At 62.7% G+C, this 21977-nt stretch carries 24 protein-coding genes; 15 read left to right on the forward strand and 9 right to left on the reverse strand.

Going from position 1 to position 21977, the window contains the following annotated elements:
• Positions 1 to 74 precede the first annotated feature (74 nt).
• On the reverse strand, positions 75 to 1340 hold the full coding sequence (rho, locus tag GWE18_RS33090) for a transcription termination factor Rho (protein WP_057853763.1): 1266 nt from the start codon (positions 1338 to 1340) through the stop codon (positions 75 to 77).
• A 256-nt stretch (positions 1341 to 1596) separates the two neighbouring features.
• The gene (gene hemJ, locus GWE18_RS33095; RefSeq protein WP_275189885.1) at positions 1597 to 2019 is read right to left on the reverse strand and encodes a protoporphyrinogen oxidase HemJ; all 423 of its coding nucleotides are present in this window, start codon (positions 2017 to 2019) and stop codon (positions 1597 to 1599) included.
• 450 nt (positions 2020 to 2469) lie between these two features.
• Here hemJ and GWE18_RS33100 point away from each other — a divergent pair, with 450 nt between their 5' ends.
• Genes GWE18_RS33100 through dnaQ form a run of 4 tightly spaced genes read left to right on the forward strand, consistent with a single transcriptional unit; the run spans position 2470 to position 5286 of the window.
• Complete coding sequence (locus GWE18_RS33100) at positions 2470 to 3309, forward strand: pyruvate, water dikinase regulatory protein (protein ID WP_275189886.1); 840 nt, start codon at positions 2470 to 2472, stop codon at positions 3307 to 3309.
• Between the two features lie 10 nt (positions 3310 to 3319).
• Positions 3320 to 3928 carry a Maf family protein gene (locus GWE18_RS33105; protein WP_275189887.1) on the forward strand — a complete coding sequence of 203 codons (609 nt, stop codon included), beginning with the start codon at positions 3320 to 3322 and terminating at the stop codon, positions 3926 to 3928.
• Positions 3929 to 3955: 27 nt separating this feature from the next.
• On the forward strand, positions 3956 to 4555 hold the full coding sequence (gene coaE, locus GWE18_RS33110) for a dephospho-CoA kinase (protein WP_275189910.1): 600 nt from the start codon (positions 3956 to 3958) through the stop codon (positions 4553 to 4555).
• 29 nt (positions 4556 to 4584) lie between these two features.
• Positions 4585 to 5286, forward strand: a complete 702-nt coding sequence (gene dnaQ / locus GWE18_RS33115) for a DNA polymerase III subunit epsilon (protein WP_275189888.1) — start codon at positions 4585 to 4587, stop codon at positions 5284 to 5286.
• A gap of 128 nt (positions 5287 to 5414) precedes the next feature.
• Here dnaQ and secB read toward each other — a convergent pair whose 3' ends face one another.
• Entirely contained in the window at positions 5415 to 5903 is a 489-nt protein-coding gene (secB, locus tag GWE18_RS33120) for a protein-export chaperone SecB (protein ID WP_057853768.1), read from the reverse strand.
• 446 nt (positions 5904 to 6349) lie between these two features.
• Here secB and GWE18_RS33125 point away from each other — a divergent pair, with 446 nt between their 5' ends.
• From GWE18_RS33125 to GWE18_RS33135, 3 genes are read left to right on the forward strand one after another with little or no spacing between them, the layout of a single operon-like run.
• Positions 6350 to 7051 (forward strand): Tim44/TimA family putative adaptor protein, encoded by a 702-nt coding sequence (locus GWE18_RS33125; protein WP_275189889.1) that lies wholly within the window; start codon positions 6350 to 6352, stop codon positions 7049 to 7051.
• Positions 6975 to 8624 carry an MltA domain-containing protein gene (locus GWE18_RS33130; RefSeq protein ID WP_275189890.1) on the forward strand — a complete coding sequence of 550 codons (1650 nt, stop codon included), beginning with the start codon at positions 6975 to 6977 and terminating at the stop codon, positions 8622 to 8624. Before GWE18_RS33125 ends, GWE18_RS33130 begins: the two co-directional genes overlap by 77 nt.
• Positions 8621 to 9214, forward strand: a complete 594-nt coding sequence (locus GWE18_RS33135; protein WP_275189891.1) for a Smr/MutS family protein — start codon at positions 8621 to 8623, stop codon at positions 9212 to 9214. Before GWE18_RS33130 ends, GWE18_RS33135 begins: the two co-directional genes overlap by 4 nt.
• Positions 9215 to 9341: 127 nt before the next feature.
• On the opposite strand, the gene hslU is transcribed toward GWE18_RS33135, so the two are convergent.
• The 4 genes from hslU to hslV are packed head-to-tail and all read right to left on the reverse strand — an operon-like array spanning position 9342 to position 12354.
• Positions 9342 to 10643 carry an ATP-dependent protease ATPase subunit HslU gene (gene hslU, locus GWE18_RS33140; protein ID WP_275189892.1) on the reverse strand — a complete coding sequence of 434 codons (1302 nt, stop codon included), beginning with the start codon at positions 10641 to 10643 and terminating at the stop codon, positions 9342 to 9344.
• Positions 10644 to 10694: 51 nt separating this feature from the next.
• A complete protein-coding gene (locus tag GWE18_RS33145; RefSeq protein WP_275189893.1) occupies positions 10695 to 11306 on the reverse strand; it encodes a DUF2585 domain-containing protein in 612 nt (203 codons plus the stop codon).
• Positions 11303 to 11788, reverse strand: coding sequence for a GNAT family N-acetyltransferase (locus GWE18_RS33150; protein WP_275189894.1), 486 nt, complete (start codon positions 11786 to 11788; stop codon positions 11303 to 11305). Before GWE18_RS33150 ends, GWE18_RS33145 begins: the two co-directional genes overlap by 4 nt.
• Positions 11789 to 11802: 14 nt before the next feature.
• Entirely contained in the window at positions 11803 to 12354 is a 552-nt protein-coding gene (gene hslV / locus GWE18_RS33155; RefSeq protein ID WP_275189895.1) for an ATP-dependent protease subunit HslV, read from the reverse strand.
• 191 nt (positions 12355 to 12545) lie between these two features.
• Here hslV and hisB point away from each other — a divergent pair, with 191 nt between their 5' ends.
• The 7 genes from hisB to coaA all read left to right on the forward strand — a co-directional run bounded on the left by hisB (position 12546) and on the right by coaA (position 17351).
• A complete protein-coding gene (hisB, locus tag GWE18_RS33160; protein ID WP_275189896.1) occupies positions 12546 to 13139 on the forward strand; it encodes an imidazoleglycerol-phosphate dehydratase HisB in 594 nt (197 codons plus the stop codon).
• Between the two features lie 39 nt (positions 13140 to 13178).
• A complete protein-coding gene (locus GWE18_RS33165; protein ID WP_275189897.1) occupies positions 13179 to 13712 on the forward strand; it encodes a DUF2628 domain-containing protein in 534 nt (177 codons plus the stop codon).
• Positions 13709 to 14359: an imidazole glycerol phosphate synthase subunit HisH gene (gene hisH, locus GWE18_RS33170; RefSeq protein WP_275189898.1), complete on the forward strand. Its 651-nt coding sequence runs from the start codon at positions 13709 to 13711 to the stop codon at positions 14357 to 14359. Before GWE18_RS33165 ends, hisH begins: the two co-directional genes overlap by 4 nt.
• The gene (hisA, locus tag GWE18_RS33175) at positions 14347 to 15096 is read left to right on the forward strand and encodes a 1-(5-phosphoribosyl)-5-[(5-phosphoribosylamino)methylideneamino]imidazole-4-carboxamide isomerase (RefSeq protein ID WP_275189899.1); all 750 of its coding nucleotides are present in this window, start codon (positions 14347 to 14349) and stop codon (positions 15094 to 15096) included. The genes hisH and hisA overlap by 13 nt, the downstream gene beginning before the upstream one ends.
• A gap of 99 nt (positions 15097 to 15195) precedes the next feature.
• Positions 15196 to 15972, forward strand: a complete 777-nt coding sequence (hisF, locus tag GWE18_RS33180; RefSeq protein WP_275189900.1) for an imidazole glycerol phosphate synthase subunit HisF — start codon at positions 15196 to 15198, stop codon at positions 15970 to 15972.
• 83 nt (positions 15973 to 16055) lie between these two features.
• A complete protein-coding gene (locus GWE18_RS33185) occupies positions 16056 to 16379 on the forward strand; it encodes a phosphoribosyl-ATP diphosphatase (RefSeq protein ID WP_275189901.1) in 324 nt (107 codons plus the stop codon).
• Positions 16380 to 16394: 15 nt separating this feature from the next.
• Complete coding sequence (coaA, locus tag GWE18_RS33190) at positions 16395 to 17351, forward strand: type I pantothenate kinase (protein WP_275189902.1); 957 nt, start codon at positions 16395 to 16397, stop codon at positions 17349 to 17351.
• A 249-nt stretch (positions 17352 to 17600) separates the two neighbouring features.
• Here the strand turns inward: coaA and GWE18_RS33195 are convergent, their stop codons facing one another.
• Positions 17601 to 19835, reverse strand: coding sequence for an ATP-binding protein (locus tag GWE18_RS33195; RefSeq protein ID WP_275189903.1), 2235 nt, complete (start codon positions 19833 to 19835; stop codon positions 17601 to 17603).
• A gap of 143 nt (positions 19836 to 19978) precedes the next feature.
• A complete protein-coding gene (locus tag GWE18_RS33200; protein WP_275189904.1) occupies positions 19979 to 20446 on the reverse strand; it encodes a hypothetical protein in 468 nt (155 codons plus the stop codon).
• A gap of 514 nt (positions 20447 to 20960) precedes the next feature.
• On the opposite strand from GWE18_RS33200, the gene GWE18_RS33205 reads away from it, so the two are divergent.
• Positions 20961 to 21977, forward strand: a 1017-nt coding sequence (locus GWE18_RS33205) for an NAD(P)H-binding protein (protein WP_275189905.1), incomplete at its 3' end; no start/stop codon positions are given.

The raw sequence follows: 21977 nt of genomic DNA on the forward strand, positions 1-21977 counted from the left end.
CAGCGACCACCGCAGCATGAAAAAGGGCGCCTCGTGGTGCGAGGCGCCCTCCCCAAAGCCTTGGCCTGACGGCTTTAGGTATTCATGGAATCGAAGAACTCCGAGTTGTTCTTGGTATTGCGAAGCTTATCGAGCAGGAAGTCGATCGCGTCCATCGTACCCATCGGATTGAGGATCCGGCGCAGCACGTACATCTTCTTCAGGAGCTGCGGATCGGTGATCAGTTCTTCCTTGCGGGTACCCGAGCGCGAGATGTCGATCGCCGGGAAGGTTCGCTTGTCCGAAACCTTGCGATCGAGGATCAATTCCGAGTTACCGGTGCCCTTGAACTCTTCGAAGATCACTTCGTCCATTCGGCTGCCGGTATCGACCAGCGCGGTCGCGATGATCGTGAGCGAACCGCCCTCCTCGATATTTCGCGCAGCGCCAAAGAATCGCTTTGGCCGCTGCAGCGCGTTGGCGTCGACACCGCCGGTCAGCACCTTGCCGGATGACGGCACCACGGTGTTGTAGGCGCGGCCGAGGCGCGTAATCGAGTCGAGCAGGATCACGACATCGCGGCCGTGTTCAACGAGGCGCTTGGCTTTTTCGATCACCATCTCGGCGACCTGGACGTGACGCACCGCCGGTTCATCGAAGGTCGACGACACCACCTCGCCCTTCACCGAGCGCTGCATGTCCGTGACTTCTTCCGGACGTTCGTCGATCAGAAGCACGATCAAATAACATTCGGGATGATTGGCGGTGATGGAGTGCGCGATGTTCTGCATCAGCACCGTCTTGCCGGTGCGCGGCGGTGCCACGATCAGGGCGCGCTGGCCTTTGCCGATTGGCGCTACGATGTCGATCACCCTTGCAGAAAGGTCTTTTCGCGTGGGGTCTTCGAGCTCGAGCCTGAAACGTTGGTCCGGAAACAGCGGAGTCAAATTGTCGAAATTGACTTTGTGCTTGGACTTTTCCGGATCTTCGAAATTGAGCGTGTTGACCTTGAGCAGCGCGAAATAGCGTTCGCCTTCTTTCGGGCTGCGGATGTGGCCTTCGATGGTGTCGCCGGTGCGCAGGCCGAAGCGACGGATCTGCGACGGCGAGACGTAGATGTCGTCGGGGCCAGGCAGGTAGTTGGCATCGGGCGAGCGCAGAAAGCCGAAGCCGTCGGAGAGAACCTCGACGACGCCTTCACCGATAATGTCGATTTCCTGGATCGCGAGCTGCTTGAGAATAGCGAACATCAGCTCCTGCTTGCGCATGGTGCTGGCATTTTCGACCCCGCTCTCTTCGGCGAACGAGACGAGCTCGGCCGGCGTTTTCGATTTGAGGTCCTGGAGTTTCATTTCCCGCATTGGGGTGGTCCTGTGGAGTGTCTTTGAAGGGATGCGAGGTGGCTTTAGAAAAAAGCGGACACGAAAAATGGAAGGTCCGCAGGTCTAAGCAAGGAAAGCGCCGGTGAGGCTTCAAACCTGATGCGGCGGCCGGTCTCCAATGAAGAAACCGGAACGCAGCCACATCCGCCTGCGTGGGGTGGGATTTCGCTAATATAGAAAATCAGTTGCCGCTTCGCAAGCAGGTGAGAAACCGCCGGATCGACGAAAGCTGAGGCTAGAACGGCTTCACGATCACCAGGATAACGATGAAGATCATCAGGACGGTCGGTACCTCGTTGATAATACGATAGAATTTTTGGCTTCTGGTATTCCGGTCGGCCGCAAAATCCTTGACCCAGCGGGAAAAAAAGCCGTGGACACCCGACAGGACCAGCACCAGCGTCAGCTTGGCGTGAAACCAGCCGGACATGTACCAATGCCCGCTCCAAGCCAGATAAAGCCCGGCCAGCCAGGTGATGATCATCGCAGGGTTGATGATCGCCTTCAGTAATCGCCATTCCATCACCTTGAAGGTCTCGGACTGCTTCGATCCGACCTCGGTCTCGCAGTGATAGACGAACAGCCGCGGCAGATAGAGCATGCCGGCCATCCACGAGATGACGGCAATCACATGCAGCGCCTTGATCCACTCATACATTGCAGTCGCCTCGACCTTGCCGGTCCTGGAACGTTCGCATCCCGACCTTGCAAAGAAAGCTCCGCCAGTCGGGGAGCGAGACATATCCTCAAAGCTCCGCTTCTCTAAACTAATAATTTTAGAATCTTAGGTTTGAGTCTAAGTGACCGTGATTATGACTCACACAATACGGTCCCGCCTTTTTGAAAGGCTTGTTCACATCCATCGCCAGTTTCGGCCGAATCCTGGATCATCAGGATAACGCCACTTGCATCAATTGCTTGCGCCGTTTTGTGGCCAGCTTATCAAGAGACAAATCCACATCTTCCCACTATCATTGTCACGAGCGCTTGGAGTTGTCCTCTCTTGAGGCCCTGTGAAGAAAGAGAAGGGTTATCCCTGAGGCGGCGATCCAGCACCGGATATCTTGGTTAAGCTCCACAGGGATTCACAGGATACACAGGGGTTTTGGTGCCCACGATCGGCAATTATTTTCATCTTCATCTGGTCTCCGATTCGACCGGCGAGACCTTGATCACGGTGGCGCGCGCGGTGGCCGCGCAATACGCCAATGTGACAGCGGTCGAGCATGTCTATCCACTGGTGCGCAGCCAGAAGCAGCTCGACCGCGTGCTCGACGAGATCGAGGAGGCGCCGGGCATCGTGCTCTTTACGCTCCTGGAAAAGGATCTGGTCGGCCGGCTGGAAGCCAAGTGCAAGGACATCAATATCCCGAGCCTCTCTATTATCGGGCCGGTGATGCAATTGTTCGAAGCCTATCTTGGTGCGGCAACGACGGGCAGGGTGGGCGCCCAGCACGTTCTGAACGCAGAATATTTCAAGCGCATCGATGCCTTGAACTACACCATGATGCACGACGATGGACAGCACGTCGAAGGCCTGGAAGAAGCGGACGTCGTTCTGGTTGGCGTATCCCGCACCTCGAAGACGCCGACCTCGATCTATCTTGCCAACCGCGGCATCCGTACTGCGAACGTGCCGCTGGTGCCGGGCATTCCGCTGCCGCACCAGCTCGAGACATTGAAGAAGCCGTTGATCGTCAGCCTCCATGCAACGCCGGAGCGGTTGATCCAGGTCCGGCAGAATCGACTGTTGAGCATGGGGGCTGATTCCGGCAATGACGATTATATCGATCGCCAGGCGGTCGCGGACGAGGTTGCCCATGCGCGCAAATTGAGCGCCAAATTCAGTTGGGCGCAGCTCGACGTGACGCGTCGCTCGATCGAGGAAACGGCGGCAGCCGTCATGAAACTGTTCAGCGACCGCCAGCGGCAGCGGCTTCCCGAATGATGTTTTCGCGATGACCATCTGGCGTGGAAAAGATCCGCTGATATTGGCCTCGCAAAGTCGCGCGCGGCGGATGCTGCTCGCCAACGCCGGCATTGCCTTCGATGCCGTTCCTGCCGATATCGACGAACGATCCGTGCAAGAGAAGTCCGGCCTTTCCGCGCCCGGCGAAATCGCAGGCCTTCTCGCGCGCGAGAAGGCGTTGTTCGTGTCGTCGAAAAATCCAGGCCGTTACGTCGTCGGCGCCGACCAGACGCTGGCGCTTGGAACGCGGCTGTTCAGCAAGCCGGGCGGCCGGGCGCAGGCTGCAGAGCAGCTACGGCTGCTTGCTGGCCATACGCACGAGCTGCATTCGGCCGTTGCGGCGGCCCGCGACGGCAAGATAGTGTTTTCCGATGTCGGCGTTGCCGGAATGACGATGCGGCGTTTGGACGGAAGCGAGATCGAAGCCTATCTGGATCAGGCCGGGCAGGCGGTAACGACCAGCGTTGGCGCCTATCAGCTCGAGGGGCTCGGGGTACATTTGTTTGAGCGTATCGAGGGCGACCATTTCACCATTCTCGGTCTGCCACTGTTACCGTTGCTGGCGTTCCTGCGCGGCGAGGGCCAGCTCAATGTCTAGAATCATCTCCTTGGAAACGGCGATGTGATGCGGATTCTCGGACTGACCGGCTCGATCGGGATGGGAAAATCCACCACCGCCAAATTGTTCAGCGAGGCGGGCGTTCCGGTCTACGACGCCGATGCGGCAGTTCATAAAATCTATGAAGGAGAGGCCGTGCCCGCGATCGAAGCGGCGTTTCCCGGCACGACCGCCGGCGGCAAGGTCGATCGCGCAAAGCTGTCCGCCAAGGTGGTGCACGACCCTGCCGCCATCAAGCGGCTCGAGCAGATCGTTCACCCGATGCTCGGCGCCTCCCGCCAGAAATTCCTCGATGATGCCGAGAGATCCGGGGCGCCGGTCGTGGTGATGGATATCCCGTTGTTGTTCGAAACCGGCGGCGAGAAACGCGTCGATGCTGTTGTCGTGGTCAGCACCGATCCGGCGATCCAGCGCGAGCGCATTCTCGCGCGCGGCACCATGACCAATGAGGCGCTCGACGCCATTCTGGCGCGGCAATTGCCCGATGCCGAAAAGCGCAAGCGCGCGGATTTCGTGGTGGATACGTCGCATGGATTGGACCCGGTGCGTACTGCCATCCGCGACATTCTGGCCGAGGTCGTTAAGATGCCGCAGCGGCGAGCTTGATTCGCCTTAAGCTCCGGTCCCGGAAATCCATGCGCGAAATCGTTCTCGATACCGAAACCACAGGCCTCGACCCGCTGCGCGGCGACCGGCTGGTCGAGATCGGCTGCATCGAAATCTTCAACCGCATGCCGACCGGGCAAACGTTTCACCGCTACATCAATCCCGAGCGCGATATGCCGGCGGAAGCCTTTGCCGTGCACGGCCTGTCCACGGAGTTCCTCGCCAGCAAGCCGCTGTTTACGGAAGTGGTTGACGAGTTCCTGGAATTTATTGGCGACGCGCCGCTGGTGATCCACAACGCCTCGTTCGACATCAGCTTCATCAATGCGGAGCTGGACCGCATCAAGCGGGTGGCTATTTCGCGCGAACGGCTGGTCGATACGTTGTTATTGGCGCGACGCAAGCATCCCGGCGTGTCGAATCGGCTGGACGATCTCTGCTCGCGCTATGCGATCGACAATTCCCGCCGCACCAAGCACGGCGCGCTGCTCGACGCAGAGCTGCTGGCCGAAGTCTATATCGACCTGATCGGGGCTCGGCAGTCACAACTGATCCTGGCGTCGGAAACCCGGATTACGATTACCAGCGGGGCTGGTGACACGCCGCGCCGGCAGCGCGAGGAGCCGCTGGCGCCACGAATCACCGAGGCGGACCGCGAGGCCCATCGCGCCTTCATCGCCACTTTGGGCGACAAGCCGATCTGGAATGATTTTCTGCCGGCAGCGGTCTAGAGCGTTTTCCAGCGAAGTGGAAACCGGTTCGCGTCGAGAAAACGCGTCAAATCAAATCTAGAGCGCGTTCCGATGGAATCGGAACAGGCTCTAGCGGCCTTTGGCCGCTGGGCTGCTTGAATTCGGCTTTAGCTTGGCTTGGCACCCGAAGCGGCCTGTGCCGCAGCCTGCCGCTCCATGTTCTGGCGGTACAGACCGACGAAATCGACTGGATCGAGCATCAAGGGCGGGAAGCCGCCGTCGCGCACCGCGGTCGCAATGATCTCGCGCGCGAACGGGAACAACAGCCGCGGGCACTCAATCATGACCAACGGGTGCAGGTTTTCCTTCGGCACGTTGACGATGCGGAACACGCCGGCATAGGCGAGTTCGAAGCTGAACATCACCTTGCCGGCATTTTCAGCCTTGCCCTCGATCGAGAGCGTCACTTCGAACTCGTTTTCCGACAGATTATTGGCGGAAACGTTGATCTGGATGTTGATCGCCGGCTGCTGCTGTTGCGGCGCCAGGGAGGAGGGGGCGTTCGGATTCTCGAACGACAGATCCTTGGTGTACTGGGCCAGCACGTTGAGCTGGGGAGGGGCCTGTTCGGGAGGCGCGCCGTTACCGTTGGTCATGAAACTCTCTCCTGAAGCGCTCGCGAGCGCAGCCCGGGTTCGTCTGAATTCGCTCGATAGGCGGAAAAGCCTTTTCCGGGCGAGTGGCTATCATAGCCCCGCCTCGTTCCACAAGGACGATGGGCCGGCGGCCGACCGGCCCGACGGCGAATTATGGCAGATATGCCTAAATACCGCCCGGGCGGGCGCGCAATATGTATCCTAAATAATTGAATATGCGTGATTTCCGGACACGATCGGGTTTCCCCTCGCGGTCAAACGCGCTACAATTAGCCCGCGCCAAAACGCGCCATTGGCCGGGCGTAGTTTCATGCCTACATGCTGCAGTCTCAATCGATGATGTAATCTCTGCCGTTCTCAGGGAAAACGAGTAAGAGAGCCTATCATCAGGGAACGCTCGCCCGCCGGGCCCGTTGCCGGCGCTAGAACGAGAAAGCGAATACGACGTGGATATTTACACCATCATCTTCCTGGCGCTGGCGGTCTTTATCTTCCTGCGCCTGCGCAGCGTCCTCGGACAGCGCACCGGAAGCGAACGGCCCTATGATCGGGCCGCGCCCACCGTCGCGCAACGGACGCAGGACAACAAGAACGTCGTTCCGATGCCAGGCACCGTGATCGATCAGGCGCCGCTGGCGCCGAACGCCGATGTGGCGGCGGCCGATCGCTGGAAGGGCATTGCCGAGCCGGGCACGCCGCTCGCCGGAGGTCTTGATGCCATTGCCACCCAGGACTCCTCGTTCGATCCCAGGCACTTTCTCTCCGGCGCCCGCGGCGCCTACGAGATGATCGTGCTGGCGTTTGCCAATGGCGACCGCCGCGCGCTGAAGGATCTCTTGTCGAGCGAGGTCTATGAGAGCTTCGAGGCCGTGATAAAGGATCGCGAGAAACACGAGCAAAAAACCGAAACACGGTTTGTTTCGATCGACAAGGCCGAGTTGGTGAGCGCGGAAGCCCGCGACCGCGCGGCGCAGCTGACCGTTCGTTTCGTGTCGCAGATGATCTCGGTCACCCGCGACAAGACCGGCGCCATCGTCGATGGCAACCCCGATAAGGTCGCCGATATCACCGATGTCTGGACATTTGCCCGCGACACGAGCTCTCGCGATCCGAACTGGAAGCTGGTTGGCACCGGAAGCGCGGCCTGACGCGCGACGCCTTGCCGGGCTCGCGTTTGGCGTGTTCGCTTTGGCGTGTTCGCTAGCTCCGGTGGATGCCGTTGCGGGACGTCATGTACGTTCGCAAAAGCCCTTGCATCCGCCGTCCGTCCGTCACCTGCCATATCCACAGCTTGAATTCCCGTTTCAGATTAACGGCGGCCAGTACGCACCGGCCGCCTGGTCCGAGATCGCGGGCTGGAGCGAGGACGATCATCTCGCCGCCTACAAGGCATTTCGCGTAAGCTGCAAGCCGATATCGGCGCAGCAAAAGCCGCCTGCCGATCCGAAGGCACTCGGCACGTCGCTGCGCGATCCTTGCCGAATCGCCAGGGGCCTCGAACTGGCCGACAGTGCGAAGGCCAGGGCTTTCTTCGAGGAGCATTTCCTCCCCTTGCGCATTTCGCGGCTTGGCGAAGGCGAGGGTTTTGTCACCGGCTATTACGAGCCCATCGTCGACGGCTCGCGGACGGAGAACGAGGTCTACAAGGTGCCGGTCTATCGCCGGCCGTCCAATCTGTTCGTTCGCGGCACCACACAGAGCTCGGCCGGCTTGCCCAACAAGGGCCAGGTATTCCGCAAGATCGGCCGCCGTAAGCTGGTGCCCTATTACGATCGCGCCGAGATCGAGGACGGAGCGATTGCCGACCGCGGGCTCGAAATCTGCTGGCTGAAGGACCAGACCGATCTGCTGTTCTCGCAGATCCAGGGTTCGGCGCGGGTCAGCCTCGACGACGGCTCCACCGTTCGCATCAATTACGACGCCCATAATGGCTATCCCTATACGCCGGTCGGCCGCATCCTGATCGAGCGCAACATCATCCCCAAAGATCAGATGTCGATGCAGAAGATCCGGGAATGGATGGAGCAGAACCCGAATGAGGCCGATGAGCTGCGGCGGCAGAACAAGTCCTATATCTTTTTCCGCGAAGTGCAGCTTTCCGACAAGGACGAGGCGGTTGGTGCCCAGGGCGTGCCGCTGACGCCGGGCCGGTCGATCGCGGTCGACAAATCGCTGCACGTCTATGGCACGCCGTTCTTCATCGAGGGCGAACTGCCGATCGAATCCGAGCAATCGAAGACGCGGTTTCGTCGCCTGATGATCGCGCAGGACACCGGCTCCGCCATCGTCGGGCCTGCGCGCGCCGATCTTTATTTCGGCGCCGGTTTCGAAGCCGGCAAGGTATCCGGCCGCCTCCGTCACAATGCACGCTTCGTCATGCTGGTGCCGAAGAGCCTCGACCCGATGGCGCGCGGCCGCACGATGCCGGTGCCCGACGAGCGGCCGTCGGAGCAGATCGCAAAACTGTTCCCGCAAACTGCCCCGTCGAAGGATCCGTCCAGGGAGCAGAAGGGCATCGCAAAGCCGTCCGACGTTACCGCGGGGACGAATATCAAACCGGCGACTCCGGCGACGACGCCTGCGGCCGGGCCTTCGCAAGCCGCGGCCATCCAGGCAGCCGTGGCCAAGCCGGTGCCGCTTCCCGAGCCGCGGCCGAACGTTGAAGCCGTGGCGGCAAAGCCGCATCAGCGTCACTTGCGCCGTTATCGCTATCGTCGATGAAACGCCGGTCTTCGAGCTTGATTCCCGAATTGCCGGAGCCGCCGCGACGCAAGCGCGGCCTGAGCGAGGAGGAGCGCGCGCTGTGGGAGAGCGTCGCCAAGCAGATCAAGCCGTTGCGCAAACGGCACCGTCCCTTGAAGCCGTCTGCCGCCGCGAAGGACACCGATATCAAAGCCACGTCGAAACCTGCCGCTTTGCCGAGGCACGCGGCGCCGACGCGACCGATTACTCCTGCAAAATCATCGCCGCCCCCGCTGGCGCCGATCGGCCGCCGCGAGCGGTTGCATCTGTCGCGCGGCCGAAAGGAAATCGATGCAAGGCTCGATCTCCACGGCATGACGCAGACGCGCGCGCATCGCGCGCTGTTCAGTTTCCTGCAGCGTGCCCATCATGACGGCCTGACCTTCGTGCTTGTCATCACCGGCAAGGGCAAGATGGGCGCCGAGTCCGAGCGCGGCGTGTTGCGCCGTCAGGTGCCGCAATGGCTCGGCCTGCCGGAATTCCGCTCGCTGGTGGTCGGCTTCGAGGAAGCCCATATCGGCCATGGCGGCGAAGGCGCACTGTACGTCCGGGTGCGGCGGGCGCGGTAGCCTGGATGGAGCGCAGCGTAATCCGGGGCAGGTCGATCCACCTGCGGCACCGCTCCCGGACTGCGCGGAGCCCGTCATCGGCGCACATCATTCGCGCGACCCGTTGGCTCCATCCGAGCTACGACAGCTACAGAATAAACCGGCTCAAATCCGAGTTCTTGGCGAGATCGCCGACGTGCTTCTGCACATAGTCGGCGTCGACCTTGATCGTCTCGCCATGGCGGTCGGGCGCGGCAAAGGAAATCTCGTCAAGCACGCGCTCCATCACCGTTTGCAGGCGTCGCGCGCCGATATTTTCCACCGCTGAGTTGACGGCGACGGCGATGTCGGCCAGCGCGTCGATGGCGTCATCGGTGACGTCGAGCGTGACACCTTCGGTCTGCATCAGCGCGACATATTGCTTGATCAGCGAGGCCTCCGGCTCGGTCAGGATGCGGCGCATGTCGTCGCGGGACAGCGCTTCCAGCTCGACGCGGATCGGCAGGCGGCCCTGCAATTCCGGCAACAGGTCCGAGGGCTTGGCGATATGAAACGCGCCGGAGGCGATGAACAGGATGTGGTCGGTCTTGACTGCGCCGTGCTTGGTCGTGACGGTGGTGCCTTCGATCAGCGGCAGCAGGTCGCGCTGCACGCCTTCGCGCGAGACGTCGCCGCCGAGGCGGTTTTCGCGCACGCAGATCTTGTCGATCTCGTCGAGGAACACGATGCCGTTGTTCTCGACCGCCGCGATCGCTTCCAGCACGAGTTGATCATTGTCGAGCAGCTTGTCGGATTCCTCGTTGACGAGAATCTCGTGCGAGCTTTCGACCGTCAGGCGGCGGGTCTTGGTCCGCCCGCCAAGTTTGCCGAAGATATCGCCGATCGAGATCGCGCCCATCTGCGCGCCCGGCATGCCCGGGATTTCGAACATCGGCATGCCACCGGAGGATTGCGTCTCGATCTCGATTTCCTTGTCGTTGAGCTCGCCGGCGCGCAGCTTCTTGCGGAAGGAATCGCGGGTGGCCGGGCTCGACGCCGGTCCGACCAGCGCATCCAGCACGCGCTCTTCGGCAGCCTGCTGCGCGCGGGCCTGCACGTCCTTGCGCTTGCGCTCGCGGACCTGGATGATCGCCACTTCGACGAGGTCGCGGATGATCTGCTCGACGTCGCGGCCAACATAGCCGACTTCGGTGAATTTGGTGGCTTCGACCTTGAGGAAGGGTGCGTTGGCAAGCTTCGCGAGCCGCCGCGCGATCTCGGTCTTGCCAACGCCGGTCGGCCCGATCATCAGGATGTTCTTTGGCAGCACCTCTTCGCGAAGCGAGCCTGTGAGCTGGAGCCGCCGCCAGCGGTTGCGTAACGCGATCGACACTGCACGCTTGGCGTCGGCCTGGCCGACAATGAAGCGGTCGAGTTCGGAGACGATTTCACGGGGAGAAAAGTCGGTCATGTGTCCTAGGTAGGTCTCAAATGTTGCGAGAGCAAGCGGGGCGGGAGGCGACTAAATGATGGGCGGCCCACCCTGCCACAGCTTGATCGCGTCAAAGGGGTGAATCAGCATGATGATGTTGAGCGTCAGATTGTCGCGAATGTGGAGCGCCATCACGAACTCGAACAGCAGCGCAAGCGCCACGGTGATGCCTACCGGTAACTTTTTCGCCAGCAGGAAGCCGCCGATCATCGCAAGCGAGTCGGAGATCGAATTGACGATGGTATCGCCGAAATAATCCAGCGAGATTGTGCCGGCACGATAGCGGTTGATGATCCAGTCGGAATTTTCGACCAGTTCCCAGCCGCCCTCCACCAGCATCGCAAGGACCAGGCGGCCCTGCCAGGCGAGGCGAGGGAATGCAAGGATAGCCGCGCCATAGAACAGGATGCCGTGCAGGATGTGCGACAGCGTGTACCAGTCGGCGATGTGCTGCGAGTTTTCCGAACTCTGCACCACACCGTGCCAGAGTTTGACATAGCCGCAGGCGCAGATCGGCAGGCGTCCCATCCCGTACAGGATGGCGGCTTGAGCCGCGAGGATACCGGCTGCGATCGACAGCCATTGCCAGCCTGAAAGGGTGCGGGTGACTGGCGCGTTGCCGATGCTGCTGGTCGAAGTCATGCGTTGCGGACCATCAATAAAGCGGGGCCATCAGGTGTATCGACCATACCAGCTTTTTCAAAGCCCGCTTTCTCATAGGCACGAACGGCTCTTGTGTTGGCGGGATCGGGATCGGTTACGATGCGCGGAGCACCGTTCCGCAAGCGCTCATCAACGAAGGCGCGAATGAGCGCCGAACCATGGCCGCGTTCGATCATATCGGGCTCGCCGATGAATTGGTCGATGCCGCGGGTGCCGCGCGGGTGTTTGCCAAAACCAGCATTCCACGCGGTCAGGTCGTAGCATTGCAGATAGCCGAAATCGTTGCCTCCTGCCGAGACGATGAACTGGTCCATCGCGGGTTCGTTAAGGTCTCCACTTACCAGATCATATTGCTCGGCCGGATCGCCCCACCACTGCGCGACATGCGGCTCCGCCAGCCAGCGCCGAACCAGCGGTAGATCAGCCGATGTCATCGAACGGAAAACGTAATCCGGCGCCATGACCGGCGGCTCCCCTAGAGCGTTTCGATCGTGACGTTGCGGTTGGTGTAGACGCAGATGTCGGCGGCGATATCTAGCGCGCGGCGCACGATGGTCTCGGCATCCTTGTCGGTGTCGATCAGGGCGCGAGCGGCCGCCAGGGCATAGTTGCCGCCGGAGCCGATCGCCATCACGCCCGCTTCCGGTTCCAGTACGTCGCCGGTGCCAGTCAAAACCAGCGAAACGTCCTTGTCGGCGACGATCATCATCGCCTCCAGGCGGCGCAGATACCGGTCGGTCCGCCAGTCCTTGGCGAGTTCGACCGCCGCGCGGGTCAATTGCCCCGGATACTGCTCCAGCTTGCTTTCCAGCCGCTCGAACAGGGTGAAGGCGTCGGCGGTGGCCCCGGCGAAGCCGCCGATTACGTCGCCCTTGCCGATTTTCCGGACCTTTTTGGCGTTGGCCTTGATGACGGTCTGGCCGATTGAGACCTGGCCGTCGCCGCCGACCACCACCTTGCCGCCCTTGCGGACCGTCACAATGGTCGTGCCGTGCCAGACCGGCAGGTTATTCTCTGATGCTTGCATGAAATACCCTCGTTCCCGTCAGATTTAGGGGTTGATGGGCGGGGATACAATCGCAGGATTTCACGCCGATTTCGCTCACCATAGGCCCAGCTTCGGCCCTTCAGGCGCGATCCCGCAGTAGCGAAGGCGACATCGGCCTGTTAAAAGGGCCGCGTTTTCGCCCCCCCGGCGGCCAAAGGGAAGCAGCTTTCATGCGCACAGCGTCCGTCAAGCGCAAGACCAAGGAAACCGACATCGAGGTCGCGGTGAACCTCGACGGTACCGGCGTATCTGATGTTTCGACCGGTATCGGCTTTTTCGACCATATGCTCGATCTCCTGGCCCGGCATTCCCGCATCGACATTACGGTCAAGGCGGACGGCGACCTCCACGTCGACCACCACCACACCACCGAGGACGTGGGCATCGCGCTCGGCCAGGCCGTGAAGCAGGCGCTCGGCACCATGGCCGGCATCACTCGCTATGCCTCGATCCACATGCCGATGGACGAGACGCTGTCGCGCGTCGTGATCGACATTTCCGGCCGGCCGGTGCTGGTGTTCAAGGTCGATTTTCCGCGCGACAAGATAGGTACGTTCGACACCGAATTGGTGCGCGAATGGTTCAACGCCTTCACCATCAATGCCGGCGTGACTTTGCACGTCGAGACCCTATATGGCGAGAACAGCCATCATATCGCCGAATCCTGTTTCAAGGGTCTGGCGAGGGCGCTCCGTGCCGCGGTTGCGATCGATCCGCGCGCGGCGGGCGAAGTGCCTTCCACCAAGGGTCAGCTCGGCGGCTGATTTCTTGTTCGCGTTTTTGTTTCGCGGCGGAGAGGTTCGATGCCGGTCTACACAGTGCATGCTCCCGTAGCCAACGGCGCCGATTTTGCGGCGACCGACAAGTTCGTCTTTGTCCGCGACGGCTTCCATTTCTGGGCTGCGGTCGCGAGCGTGATCTGGCTGCTGTGGCATCGGCTGTGGCTGGCGCTGATCGGCTGGATCGTTCTGATGATCGCCATCCAGCTTGGGATGTCGGCGCTGGGCGCCAGCCGCGGCACGATCTTCGCCGTTGACGTCCTGATTTCCATCCTGATGGGTCTGGAAGCGGCCAGCCTGCGGCGCTGGACATTGTCGCGGCGCAAATGGCGCCAGCTCGATATCGTAGTCGCCGACGACGAGGAAACGGCCGAACGCCGTTTCTTCGAACGCTGGACCGCCCGGCAGCGTGGCCTCACCAACGACCAATGGGCGGTCGATCGCGGTGCACCGCCGCCAACCCGCAACATTCCAGGCCAGCCGTTCTCCAAACCGCCGCCGCCATTGCCGCAAGGCGGAATCATCGGCCTGTTTCCGGAGCCGGGAGGGCCGCGATGACCGTTGCAATCGTCGATTACGGCTCCGGCAATCTTCACTCGGCGGCAAAGGCGTTCGAGCGGGCCTCGCGGAGCATGGAAGATCCGCAGAAGGTCATGGTGACGCGCGATCCGGAAGCCGTGTACCGCGCCGACCGCATCGTGCTGCCCGGCGTCGGCGCCTTCGCTGACTGCCGCCGCGGCCTCGATGCGGTGGACGGCATGCTGGACGCGATGACGGAAGCCGTGCGCGTCAAGGCGCGGCCTTTCTTCGGCATCTGCGTCGGCATGCAGTTAATGGCGACGCGCGGCAAGGAGCATGTCGTAACCGAGGGCTTCAACTGGATTGAAGGCGACGTCGAGAAGATCTCGCCGCGCGAGCAAAACCTGAAGATCCCGCACATGGGCTGGAATACGCTCGACCTAGTCCGTGAGCATCCGGTGCTGGAGCGGCTGCCGCTCGGGCCGAAGGGCCGGCATGCCTATTTCGTGCATTCCTATCACCTCAACGCGTCCAACGAGGCCGACGTGCTGGCGCGCGCCGACTACGGCGGGCCGGTGACGGCGATCGTGGGCAAGGACACCGCGATCGGTACGCAATTTCACCCCGAGAAGAGCCAGCGTTTTGGGTTGGCCCTGATCTCGAACTTTTTGAAGTGGAAGCCGTGATTCTCTTTCCCGCGGTTGACTTGAAGAACGGCCAGTGCGTGCGCCTCGAACAGGGCGACATGTCGCGCGCGACCGTGTTCAACCTCGATCCCGCGGCGCAGGCGCGGTCCTTCGCCGAGCAGGGGTTCGAGTATCTGCATGTCGTCGATCTCGACGGCGCGTTTGCCGGCAAGCCGATGAACGCGCTCGCGGTCGAAGCGATGCTGAAGGCCGTCACCATGCCGGTGCAGCTTGGCGGCGGCATTCGCGACCTCAAGACCGTGGAAGCCTGGCTCGACAAGGGCATTGCGCGCGTCATCATCGGCACCGCCGCGGTGCGCGATCCCGAGCTGGTGAAGAGCGCCGCGAAAAAATTTACCGGACGCGTCGCTGTTGGCCTCGACGCCCGCGACGGCAAGGTCGCCGTCGAAGGCTGGGCCGAGACCTCGCAGGTGACCGCGCTCGAAATCGCGCAGCGTTTCGAGGATGCCGGCGTCGCCGCCATCATCTTCACCGACATCGCGCGCGACGGCCTGCTGAAGGGCCTCAACCTCGATGCGACGATCGCGCTGGCCGAGCGCATTTCCATCCCCGTGATCGCTTCCGGCGGCTTCGCCTCGATCGAGGACGTCAAGGCGCTGCTCGAGCCGCGCGCAAAAAAGCTTGCCGGCGCCATTGCCGGCCGCGCGCTCTATGACGGCCGGCTTGATCCCGCCGCCGCGTTGACGCTGATCCGCAACGCGCGCGCCGCGGCGTAGAGCCATGGTCAGGATCATGGCTCGACCTTTTTATTTTGACGCGTTTTCTTCACGCGAACCGGTGCCCACTTCGCGTGAAAACGCTTTGGGAGTTTTGTGATGTTCAAGGTCCGCGTCATTCCCTGTCTCGACGTCAAAGACGGTCGGGTCGTCAAGGGCGTCAACTTCGTCGACCTGCGCGACGCCGGCGATCCGGTGGAAGCTGCGATCGCATATGACGCCGCCGGCGCCGACGAATTGTGCTTCCTTGACATTACCGCGACCCATGAAAACCGCGGCACCATGCTGGACGTCGTGCGGCGCACAGCGGAAGCCTGCTTCATGCCGCTGACGGTCGGCGGCGGGGTGCGCACCATCGATGACATCAAGACGCTGCTGAGGTACGGAGCCGACAAGGCCTCGATCAATTCGGCCGCGGTCAGCAACCGCGAATTTGTCAAGCAGGCGGCCGAAAAGTTCGGCGAGCAGTGCATCGTGGTCGCGATCGACGCCAAGCGGGTCAAGCGCGGCGGCGGCTCGGACCGCTGGGAGATCTTTACCCACGGCGGACGCAATTCCACCGGGATCGACGCCATCGAATACGCCCAGGAAGTGGTGTCGCTCGGTGCCGGTGAAATCCTGCTGACCTCGATGGACCGCGACGGCACGCGGCAGGGATTCGACCTGCCGCTGACGCAGGCAATCGCCGACAGTGTCCCTGTACCGGTCATCGCCTCCGGCGGCGTGGGCAATCTCGACCATCTCGTCGACGGCATCCGCCAGGGCCACGCCACCGCGGTGCTGGCCGCCTCGATATTCCACTTCGGCGAATTTACCATACGCCAAGCCAAGGAGCACATGGTGCGCGCCGGGCTGCCGATGCGGCTCGATCCCTGACGACTCCCCGTCACAAAAGTGCTAAGTCCTTCTCTGGGACGGCGCCGCGGCCTTTGGCCGGACGCGAGTGTTGAGTTCGGTTGATGTCGCGTTTTACGATCCATGATCTGGCCGCCACCATCGATGCACGGGCCGCATCGGGAGGGGAGGCGTCCTACACCCGCAAATTGCTCGACAAGGGCGCGGAGCACTGCGCCAAGAAGCTGGGCGAGGAAGCGGTCGAGACCGTGATTGCGGCCGTCGAGAACGATCGGGATCACTTGATCGCCGAAAGCGCCGACCTGCTGTTCCACCTGCTGGTGCTTCTGAAGTCGCGTGGCGTGAAGCTTGAAGAGGTCGAAGCCGCGCTGGCGCAGCGGACATCGATGTCCGGGCTCGAGGAGAAGGCGTCGCGCAAGCGCGACTAACCGAGAGGGCAGCTCATGGATATCCGCACCCCCGATCAGCAATACAATCCCTACCGCGTCTTCACCCGAGAGCAGTGGGCGCGGCTGCGCGACGACACGCCGATGACGCTGGAGCCGGGCGAATTCGAGCGGCTGCGCTCGATGCACGACCGCCTCGACATGCAGGAGGTCGAGGACATCTATCTGCCGCTGTCACGCCTGCTGTCGATCTATGTCGATGCGACTGATCGGCTCTTCCGGGCGCAGCGCCAGTTTCTCGGTATCCGCGACCGCAAGGTGCCCTACATCATCGGCGTCGCCGGCTCGGTCGCTGCCGGCAAATCGACCACCGCGCGCGTGTTGCAGGCGCTGCTGGCGCGCTGGTCGCCGCGGCCCAAGGTCGACCTGGTGACGACCGACGGCTTCCTGTTTCCCAATGCTGTGCTCGAGCGGCAGGGCCTGATGCAGAAAAAGGGTTTTCCCGAGAGCTACGATCTGCCGATGCTGCTGTCGTTTCTCTCTGACATCAAGGCCGGGCGCCGGCCTGTGCGCGCGCCGGTCTATTCGCACCTGGTCTACGACATCATTCCGAACGAATGGATCGAGGTCGATCGCCCCGACATCCTGATTGTCGAGGGCGTCAACGTGCTGCAGACCGGCCGTCTGCCGCGCGACGGCAAGGCCGTGCCCGTGGTGTCTGATTTCTTCGACTTCTCCGTCTATATCGATGCCGACGAACCGGTGCTGCGCGAATGGTATGTGCGGCGCTTCCTTGCGCTCAGGGATACCGCGTTCCACGATCCCAAGTCGTATTTCCATCGCTACGCGGTGCTTTCGGATGAGGAGGCCACCGCCACCGCGATCGCGATCTGGGAGCGCACCAACCTCGCCAATCTCGAGGACAACATCCTGCCGACCCGGCCGCGCGCGACGCTGATCCTGAAAAAGCGCGCCGATCATCTGGTCGAGACGGTGGCGCTGCGGCGGTTGTAGCCGTTCAACTCACCCTCATAGCAGCCATCAAACCCTCATGGTGAGGAGGCGCCTCAGCGCCGTCTCCGGACGATGCTTCGCATCGCCGGGAGAACCACGAGGCCCGGCTGGTGCCATTCATCCTTCGAGACGCGCGAAGACGCGCTCCTCAGGATGAGGTCTGGCAATGTTGGTGGGCACGCTTCCACCTTCGCTCTACGAGCGTCGGCGGACAGGTCGCTTTGCCAACCCTACGAGTCTCCCAAATCCTCACGCCGCGAGGTGCCGGGACGCGACGAGGCCGGCGAGCGCTTCGGCGAGTTTCTCGCGGTCGAGCGGCTTGATCAAAAATCCGTCCATGCCGGCCTCGAAGCAGGCGTAGCGGTCTTCCACCAGCGTGTTGGCGGTGAGCGCGAGGATCGGCGTCCGGCCACCCGGCCCTCCGGCCTCGAGGGCGCGAATCCGTTTGGTGGTTTCGATGCCGTTGAGCTGCGGCATCTGGATGTCCATCAGCACGAGATCATAGGGGGTGCCTGCGGATTTCGCCGACAGCCAGGACTCCAGCGCCTCGGCGCCGTTGGTGGTGATGACGGCGTCATGGCCGAGCCGGCCGAGCAGGGAGCGGATCAACAGCGCATTGATCTGATTGTCTTCGGCAACCAGGATCGACAGTCCGTTGGCCGACGGCGCGGCAGGCGTCTCGATGGTGTCGATGGCCGGCTCCAGGCTCGGCGCGGCCACTTCCGGCGCGGCCGTCAGGCGGGCCGCGAGTGAAGCTGTGCGCAACGGCTTGACCAGATAGCCGGTGAGGGCGGAGGTGTCGGACGGCTGCAATTCGTGCCGTGTCGCGGGCGTGAACATCACGATGCGCTGGGTGGAATGAAGGCGCGCGGCTTCGCTGAGCCGTTCGATACCGGCCTGCCCCAGCGCGTGATCGATGAGTACGGCATGCCAGGGACGCTCGGGCAGGAGGGCCTCTGCGACATCGGCGTCGGACACCATGCAGGTTTGCCCGCCCCAGCGCTGCAGTCGCCGCGCGGTCAGCGAGGCCTCGATGCTCTGTGGCGAGACAAGCATGATCGACTGCCCGGAGAGATCGGGCGCCGCGAAGGACGTCTGTTCGCCGTTGGCGGCGGCGAGCGGGATCGACACTTCGAATGTCGAGCCGGCGCCGGGCTGGCTCTCCAGTGTGATGCGGCCGCCCATGCGTTTGACGATGCGGTCGGAGATGCTGAGGCCGAGGCCGGTGCCGCCATAGCTGCGGGCGATCTTGTCGTCGGCCTGCTCGAACTCGCGGAAGATTCGCTCGCGCGCCTCGGGCGCGATGCCGATGCCGGTGTCGCGCACCAGAAAACTGATTTCATTGGGCCAGATGCCGGGCTCGACGATCAGGGCGACGCCGCCGATCGAGGTGAACTTGATGGCGTTGCCGGCGAGATTGAGCAGCACCTGCCTTAAGCGCGCCGCGTCGCCGATCACCTGCGTCGGCAGCCGATCGTCGACATAGGCGGCGATCTCGATTTTCTTGGCTTCCGCGCGCGGCGCCAGCAATTCGGTGATGTCCTCGATCATGCCCGACAATGCGAACGGGCGATGTTCGAGATCGATCTTGCCGGCCTCGATCTTGGAATAGTCCAGGAGCTCCTCGATCAGCGAGAGTAGGGCGTCGCCGGAGGTCTTCACCGCCTTGACATAGGTCGTCTGTTCCGGTGTCAGCGGCGTGTCCATCAGCAGGCCGCTCATGCCGATGATGCCGTTGAGCGGCGTGCGGATCTCGTGGCTCGCCATCGCCAGGAAGCGCGACTTGGCGCGGCTTGCCGCGTCCGCCTGGTCGCGGGCTTCCGTCAGCGCGCGCTCGCTTTCGGTGCGATCGGTGACGTCGCGGCCGACGCTCTGCATTTCCGCCGGTCCCCCGGCGTCGTTGCGGACGAGACCCTCGCGCCACGCGATCCAGCGCGGGCCAAGCGGACCCGCGACCCGCTGGTCGTGAACCCGGGTGCCGTTCGGTTCGAGCGCGATGTCGCCCTGCTCAACAACTTCAAGCGCGAAGCGACTGCCGATAAGCGCGTCCCGCGGCATTTGTGCGAGGGCGCAATAGGCGTCGTTGGCATAGGTGATGCGGCCCTCGGCATCGCGCAGCACAATCAGATCGCCCTGCGATTCGAACAGGCAGCGGGCGCGCTGCTCGGCTTCCTGCAATTCCCAGTTCCGGTCGGCCAGCGCTTCATTGTGCAGGGCGACCTTGCGCATCTTCTTGCGCATCAGGCGGAGCCGGACGCTGAAAGTGGCGAGCGCGACGCAGGCGATCGCAAACAGGAAGGCGACGCCGATCGCAAAGGCGTGCGGGTCGTAGCCGGAATTTTCCGCCCTGCTTCCGGTAATGAACCCGTAGGCGGCGCCGAACACGATCGAGAAGATCATGAAGGAGCGAAGCGTGAAGGTGAGCCAGGGATGCCGTCGGCCGAAACGACGTAAGCGAAGTTTGATCCGGAAAGTCCGCCCCATCGCCGATGACCCTGAGCTTGCTGCTTGAATTGAACCGGCTTGCTTCGCCGCCTCTTTGAGGCAGACGATGCGTCGCCGACGTTGCAAAGTGCTTGAGGCTCCCAGCGCGTGACGACCGCGATGAGAACAGGGTGAATAAAGTGTTAAAGCGACGCTGCTTCGACGCGGTGGTGCTCGCCGCGGGCACCGACGATCAGGGCGGCGGCATCGAGCAGCGAAAAGCTGTTCGAGGACACGAAGATCCGGAAGTCGGCCGGTCCATCCCTGGAAAGATAGATGACGGGGTCGGAGCCTGTGCGAGCGCGGGAGATCGCGACCAGCCGCGGTGGCGCATTGCGCCCGCACGCGCCGGCCTCCGTCGTATCGATGTCGTCGGTCACGGTGAAGTCGGCCGCTTCCGCGTTGTCGGAGATCTGGACCCACACGGTCGCGCGGGAGGGATCGTCCGTGAAGCTGACATGCCGGTGCGCCTGCCAGGAGAGGGTGGCGATCTGGACGGAAGTGCCTGATATCTCGATGCAGGGCCGCGGCCCGGCCAAAAACTCGCCGCGTGCGAACAAAGCGGCAATCGCCAGCGGAATCGCCGAGGCCAGGATCTTCAAACGCAACATGACACGCTACTCGCCAGGCACAGACCCGCAACACGGGGCTTATGGTTGGTGGAGGGTAAAGGAAACTAGTTACCGCCGCGTTGACACGGGTTGCTTTTTGTAAGCGCCGCATCCTTATTGCGAGTGCGCCGTGGCCTCATCGGTGAAGCGCCGCCGTCTCCAAATCGTCATTGCGAGCCACCCGGTCGGCGCGTAGCGCCGCCGGATGACAGGCTCCGCGAAGCAATCCATCCTTCCGCACGCGAGGTGGCAATGGATTGCTTCGCTGCGCTCGCAATGACGGGGGAGGTATCGACACCCACCACTGTCATCCCCCGCGAATGCGGGGGATGCTCGGGCGAAGCGGCTATTGTGCGATGCACTAGGCCGCCCGCCGCAAACCCTCGGCCAGCGCGCGATAGGACAATGCCTCCGCCAGATGCAGCCGGCCGATTTTCCCGCGCCGTCCTGCCGTACCTGGAGGAACTGATCCGCGGTTTGCGTTACCGTGAACGGCGAGCGAAGGATTAGTCCGATGCGCATCCTGATCGTTGGCGGCACGGGCCTTATCGGATCGGCGATCCACGCACGCCTTTCCGCCGAAGGACATCACTGCGTATTGGTGTCGCGCCATCCAACGGGAACGCCTGATGCGCATCACGTCGCGCTCGACATCGCACAGGCGACCGACGCTTCCAGGTGGAAGCCCGTCCTTGAAGGCGTCGACGCCGTCATCAATGCGGCGGGCGCGCTGCAGGGACAGGATATGCAAGGCGTCCATGTTGCCGGCAGCGCCGCGCTCTACGCCGCTTGTGAAAGCGAAGGCGTCCGCCGCGTAATCCTTTTCTCGGCAATCGGCACCGATCGCGAGGCGCGAAGCGACTTTTCACGCACCAAGCAGGAGGGCGAAGCCGCGTTGATGTCACGCGATCTCGATTGGGTCGTGCTGCGGCCTTCCGTCGTGGTGGGCGGGGCAGCCTATGGCGGCAGCGCGCTGCTGCGGGGACTTGCCTCACTACCGGTTCTGCCTGTAATGCCCGACACGGCGCCGATTCAACCTGTGTATCTGGACGATGTCGTCGCGACCGTTGTCTTTTTTCTGAAGCCGGGAGCGCCCTCGCGCGTGGCACTGGATCTGGCTGGGCCGCGGCATATGGTGTTCAGCGATGCGGTCGCCGTGTTTCGCCGCTGGCTGCGATGGCGACCCGCCTACCGCCTGCCACTGCCGGTGTGGGCGGCCTCCGGCTTTTACCGCGCGGGAGACCTGGCGCAGATGCTGGGCTGGCGAACGCCCGTCAACTCAACGGCACAGGCGGAAATGCGGCGCGGGGCGACTGGCGACCCCGAGCCGTGGCGTCAGGCGACGGGAATTGCGCCGCGCGACCTCGAAGCCGCCCTCGCCAGCGAGCCGGCCTCGGTACAGGAACGCTGGTTTGCACGGCTATACGCGCTGAAGCCGCTGATATTCGGCGTCTTCGGCCTATTCTGGATAGTCACCGGCATCATCTCGCTCGGCCCGGGCTGGGAGATCGGCATATCGTTGCTGCGGGAG

It is taken from the genome of Bradyrhizobium sp. CSA112 (assembly GCF_029051645.1).
Lineage (GTDB): Bacteria > Pseudomonadota > Alphaproteobacteria > Rhizobiales > Xanthobacteraceae > Bradyrhizobium.

Bases quoted from the DNA above. Each gene is read 5' to 3' on its own strand.
- rho (WP_057853763.1), bottom strand. From the start codon at position 1,340: ATGCGGGAAATGAAACTCCAGGACCTCAAATCGAAAACGCCGGCCGAG.
- hemJ (WP_275189885.1), bottom strand. From the start codon at position 2,019: ATGTATGAGTGGATCAAGGCGCTGCATGTGATTGCCGTCATCTCGTGG.
- GWE18_RS33105 (WP_275189887.1), top strand. From the start codon at position 3,320: ATGACCATCTGGCGTGGAAAAGATCCGCTGATATTGGCCTCGCAAAGT.
- coaE (WP_275189910.1), top strand. From the start codon at position 3,956: ATGCGGATTCTCGGACTGACCGGCTCGATCGGGATGGGAAAATCCACC.
- dnaQ (WP_275189888.1), top strand. From the start codon at position 4,585: ATGCGCGAAATCGTTCTCGATACCGAAACCACAGGCCTCGACCCGCTG.
- secB (WP_057853768.1), bottom strand. From the start codon at position 5,903: ATGACCAACGGTAACGGCGCGCCTCCCGAACAGGCCCCTCCCCAGCTC.
- GWE18_RS33130 (WP_275189890.1), top strand. From the start codon at position 6,975: ATGTCTGGACATTTGCCCGCGACACGAGCTCTCGCGATCCGAACTGGA.
- GWE18_RS33135 (WP_275189891.1), top strand. From the start codon at position 8,621: ATGAAACGCCGGTCTTCGAGCTTGATTCCCGAATTGCCGGAGCCGCCG.
- hslU (WP_275189892.1), bottom strand. From the start codon at position 10,643: ATGACCGACTTTTCTCCCCGTGAAATCGTCTCCGAACTCGACCGCTTC.
- GWE18_RS33145 (WP_275189893.1), bottom strand. From the start codon at position 11,306: ATGACTTCGACCAGCAGCATCGGCAACGCGCCAGTCACCCGCACCCTT.
- GWE18_RS33150 (WP_275189894.1), bottom strand. From the start codon at position 11,788: ATGGCGCCGGATTACGTTTTCCGTTCGATGACATCGGCTGATCTACCG.
- hslV (WP_275189895.1), bottom strand. From the start codon at position 12,354: ATGCAAGCATCAGAGAATAACCTGCCGGTCTGGCACGGCACGACCATT.
- hisB (WP_275189896.1), top strand. From the start codon at position 12,546: ATGCGCACAGCGTCCGTCAAGCGCAAGACCAAGGAAACCGACATCGAG.
- GWE18_RS33165 (WP_275189897.1), top strand. From the start codon at position 13,179: ATGCCGGTCTACACAGTGCATGCTCCCGTAGCCAACGGCGCCGATTTT.
- hisH (WP_275189898.1), top strand. From the start codon at position 13,709: ATGACCGTTGCAATCGTCGATTACGGCTCCGGCAATCTTCACTCGGCG.
- hisF (WP_275189900.1), top strand. From the start codon at position 15,196: ATGTTCAAGGTCCGCGTCATTCCCTGTCTCGACGTCAAAGACGGTCGG.
- GWE18_RS33185 (WP_275189901.1), top strand. From the start codon at position 16,056: ATGTCGCGTTTTACGATCCATGATCTGGCCGCCACCATCGATGCACGG.
- coaA (WP_275189902.1), top strand. From the start codon at position 16,395: ATGGATATCCGCACCCCCGATCAGCAATACAATCCCTACCGCGTCTTC.
- GWE18_RS33195 (WP_275189903.1), bottom strand. From the start codon at position 19,835: ATGGGGCGGACTTTCCGGATCAAACTTCGCTTACGTCGTTTCGGCCGA.
- GWE18_RS33200 (WP_275189904.1), bottom strand. From the start codon at position 20,446: ATGTTGCGTTTGAAGATCCTGGCCTCGGCGATTCCGCTGGCGATTGCC.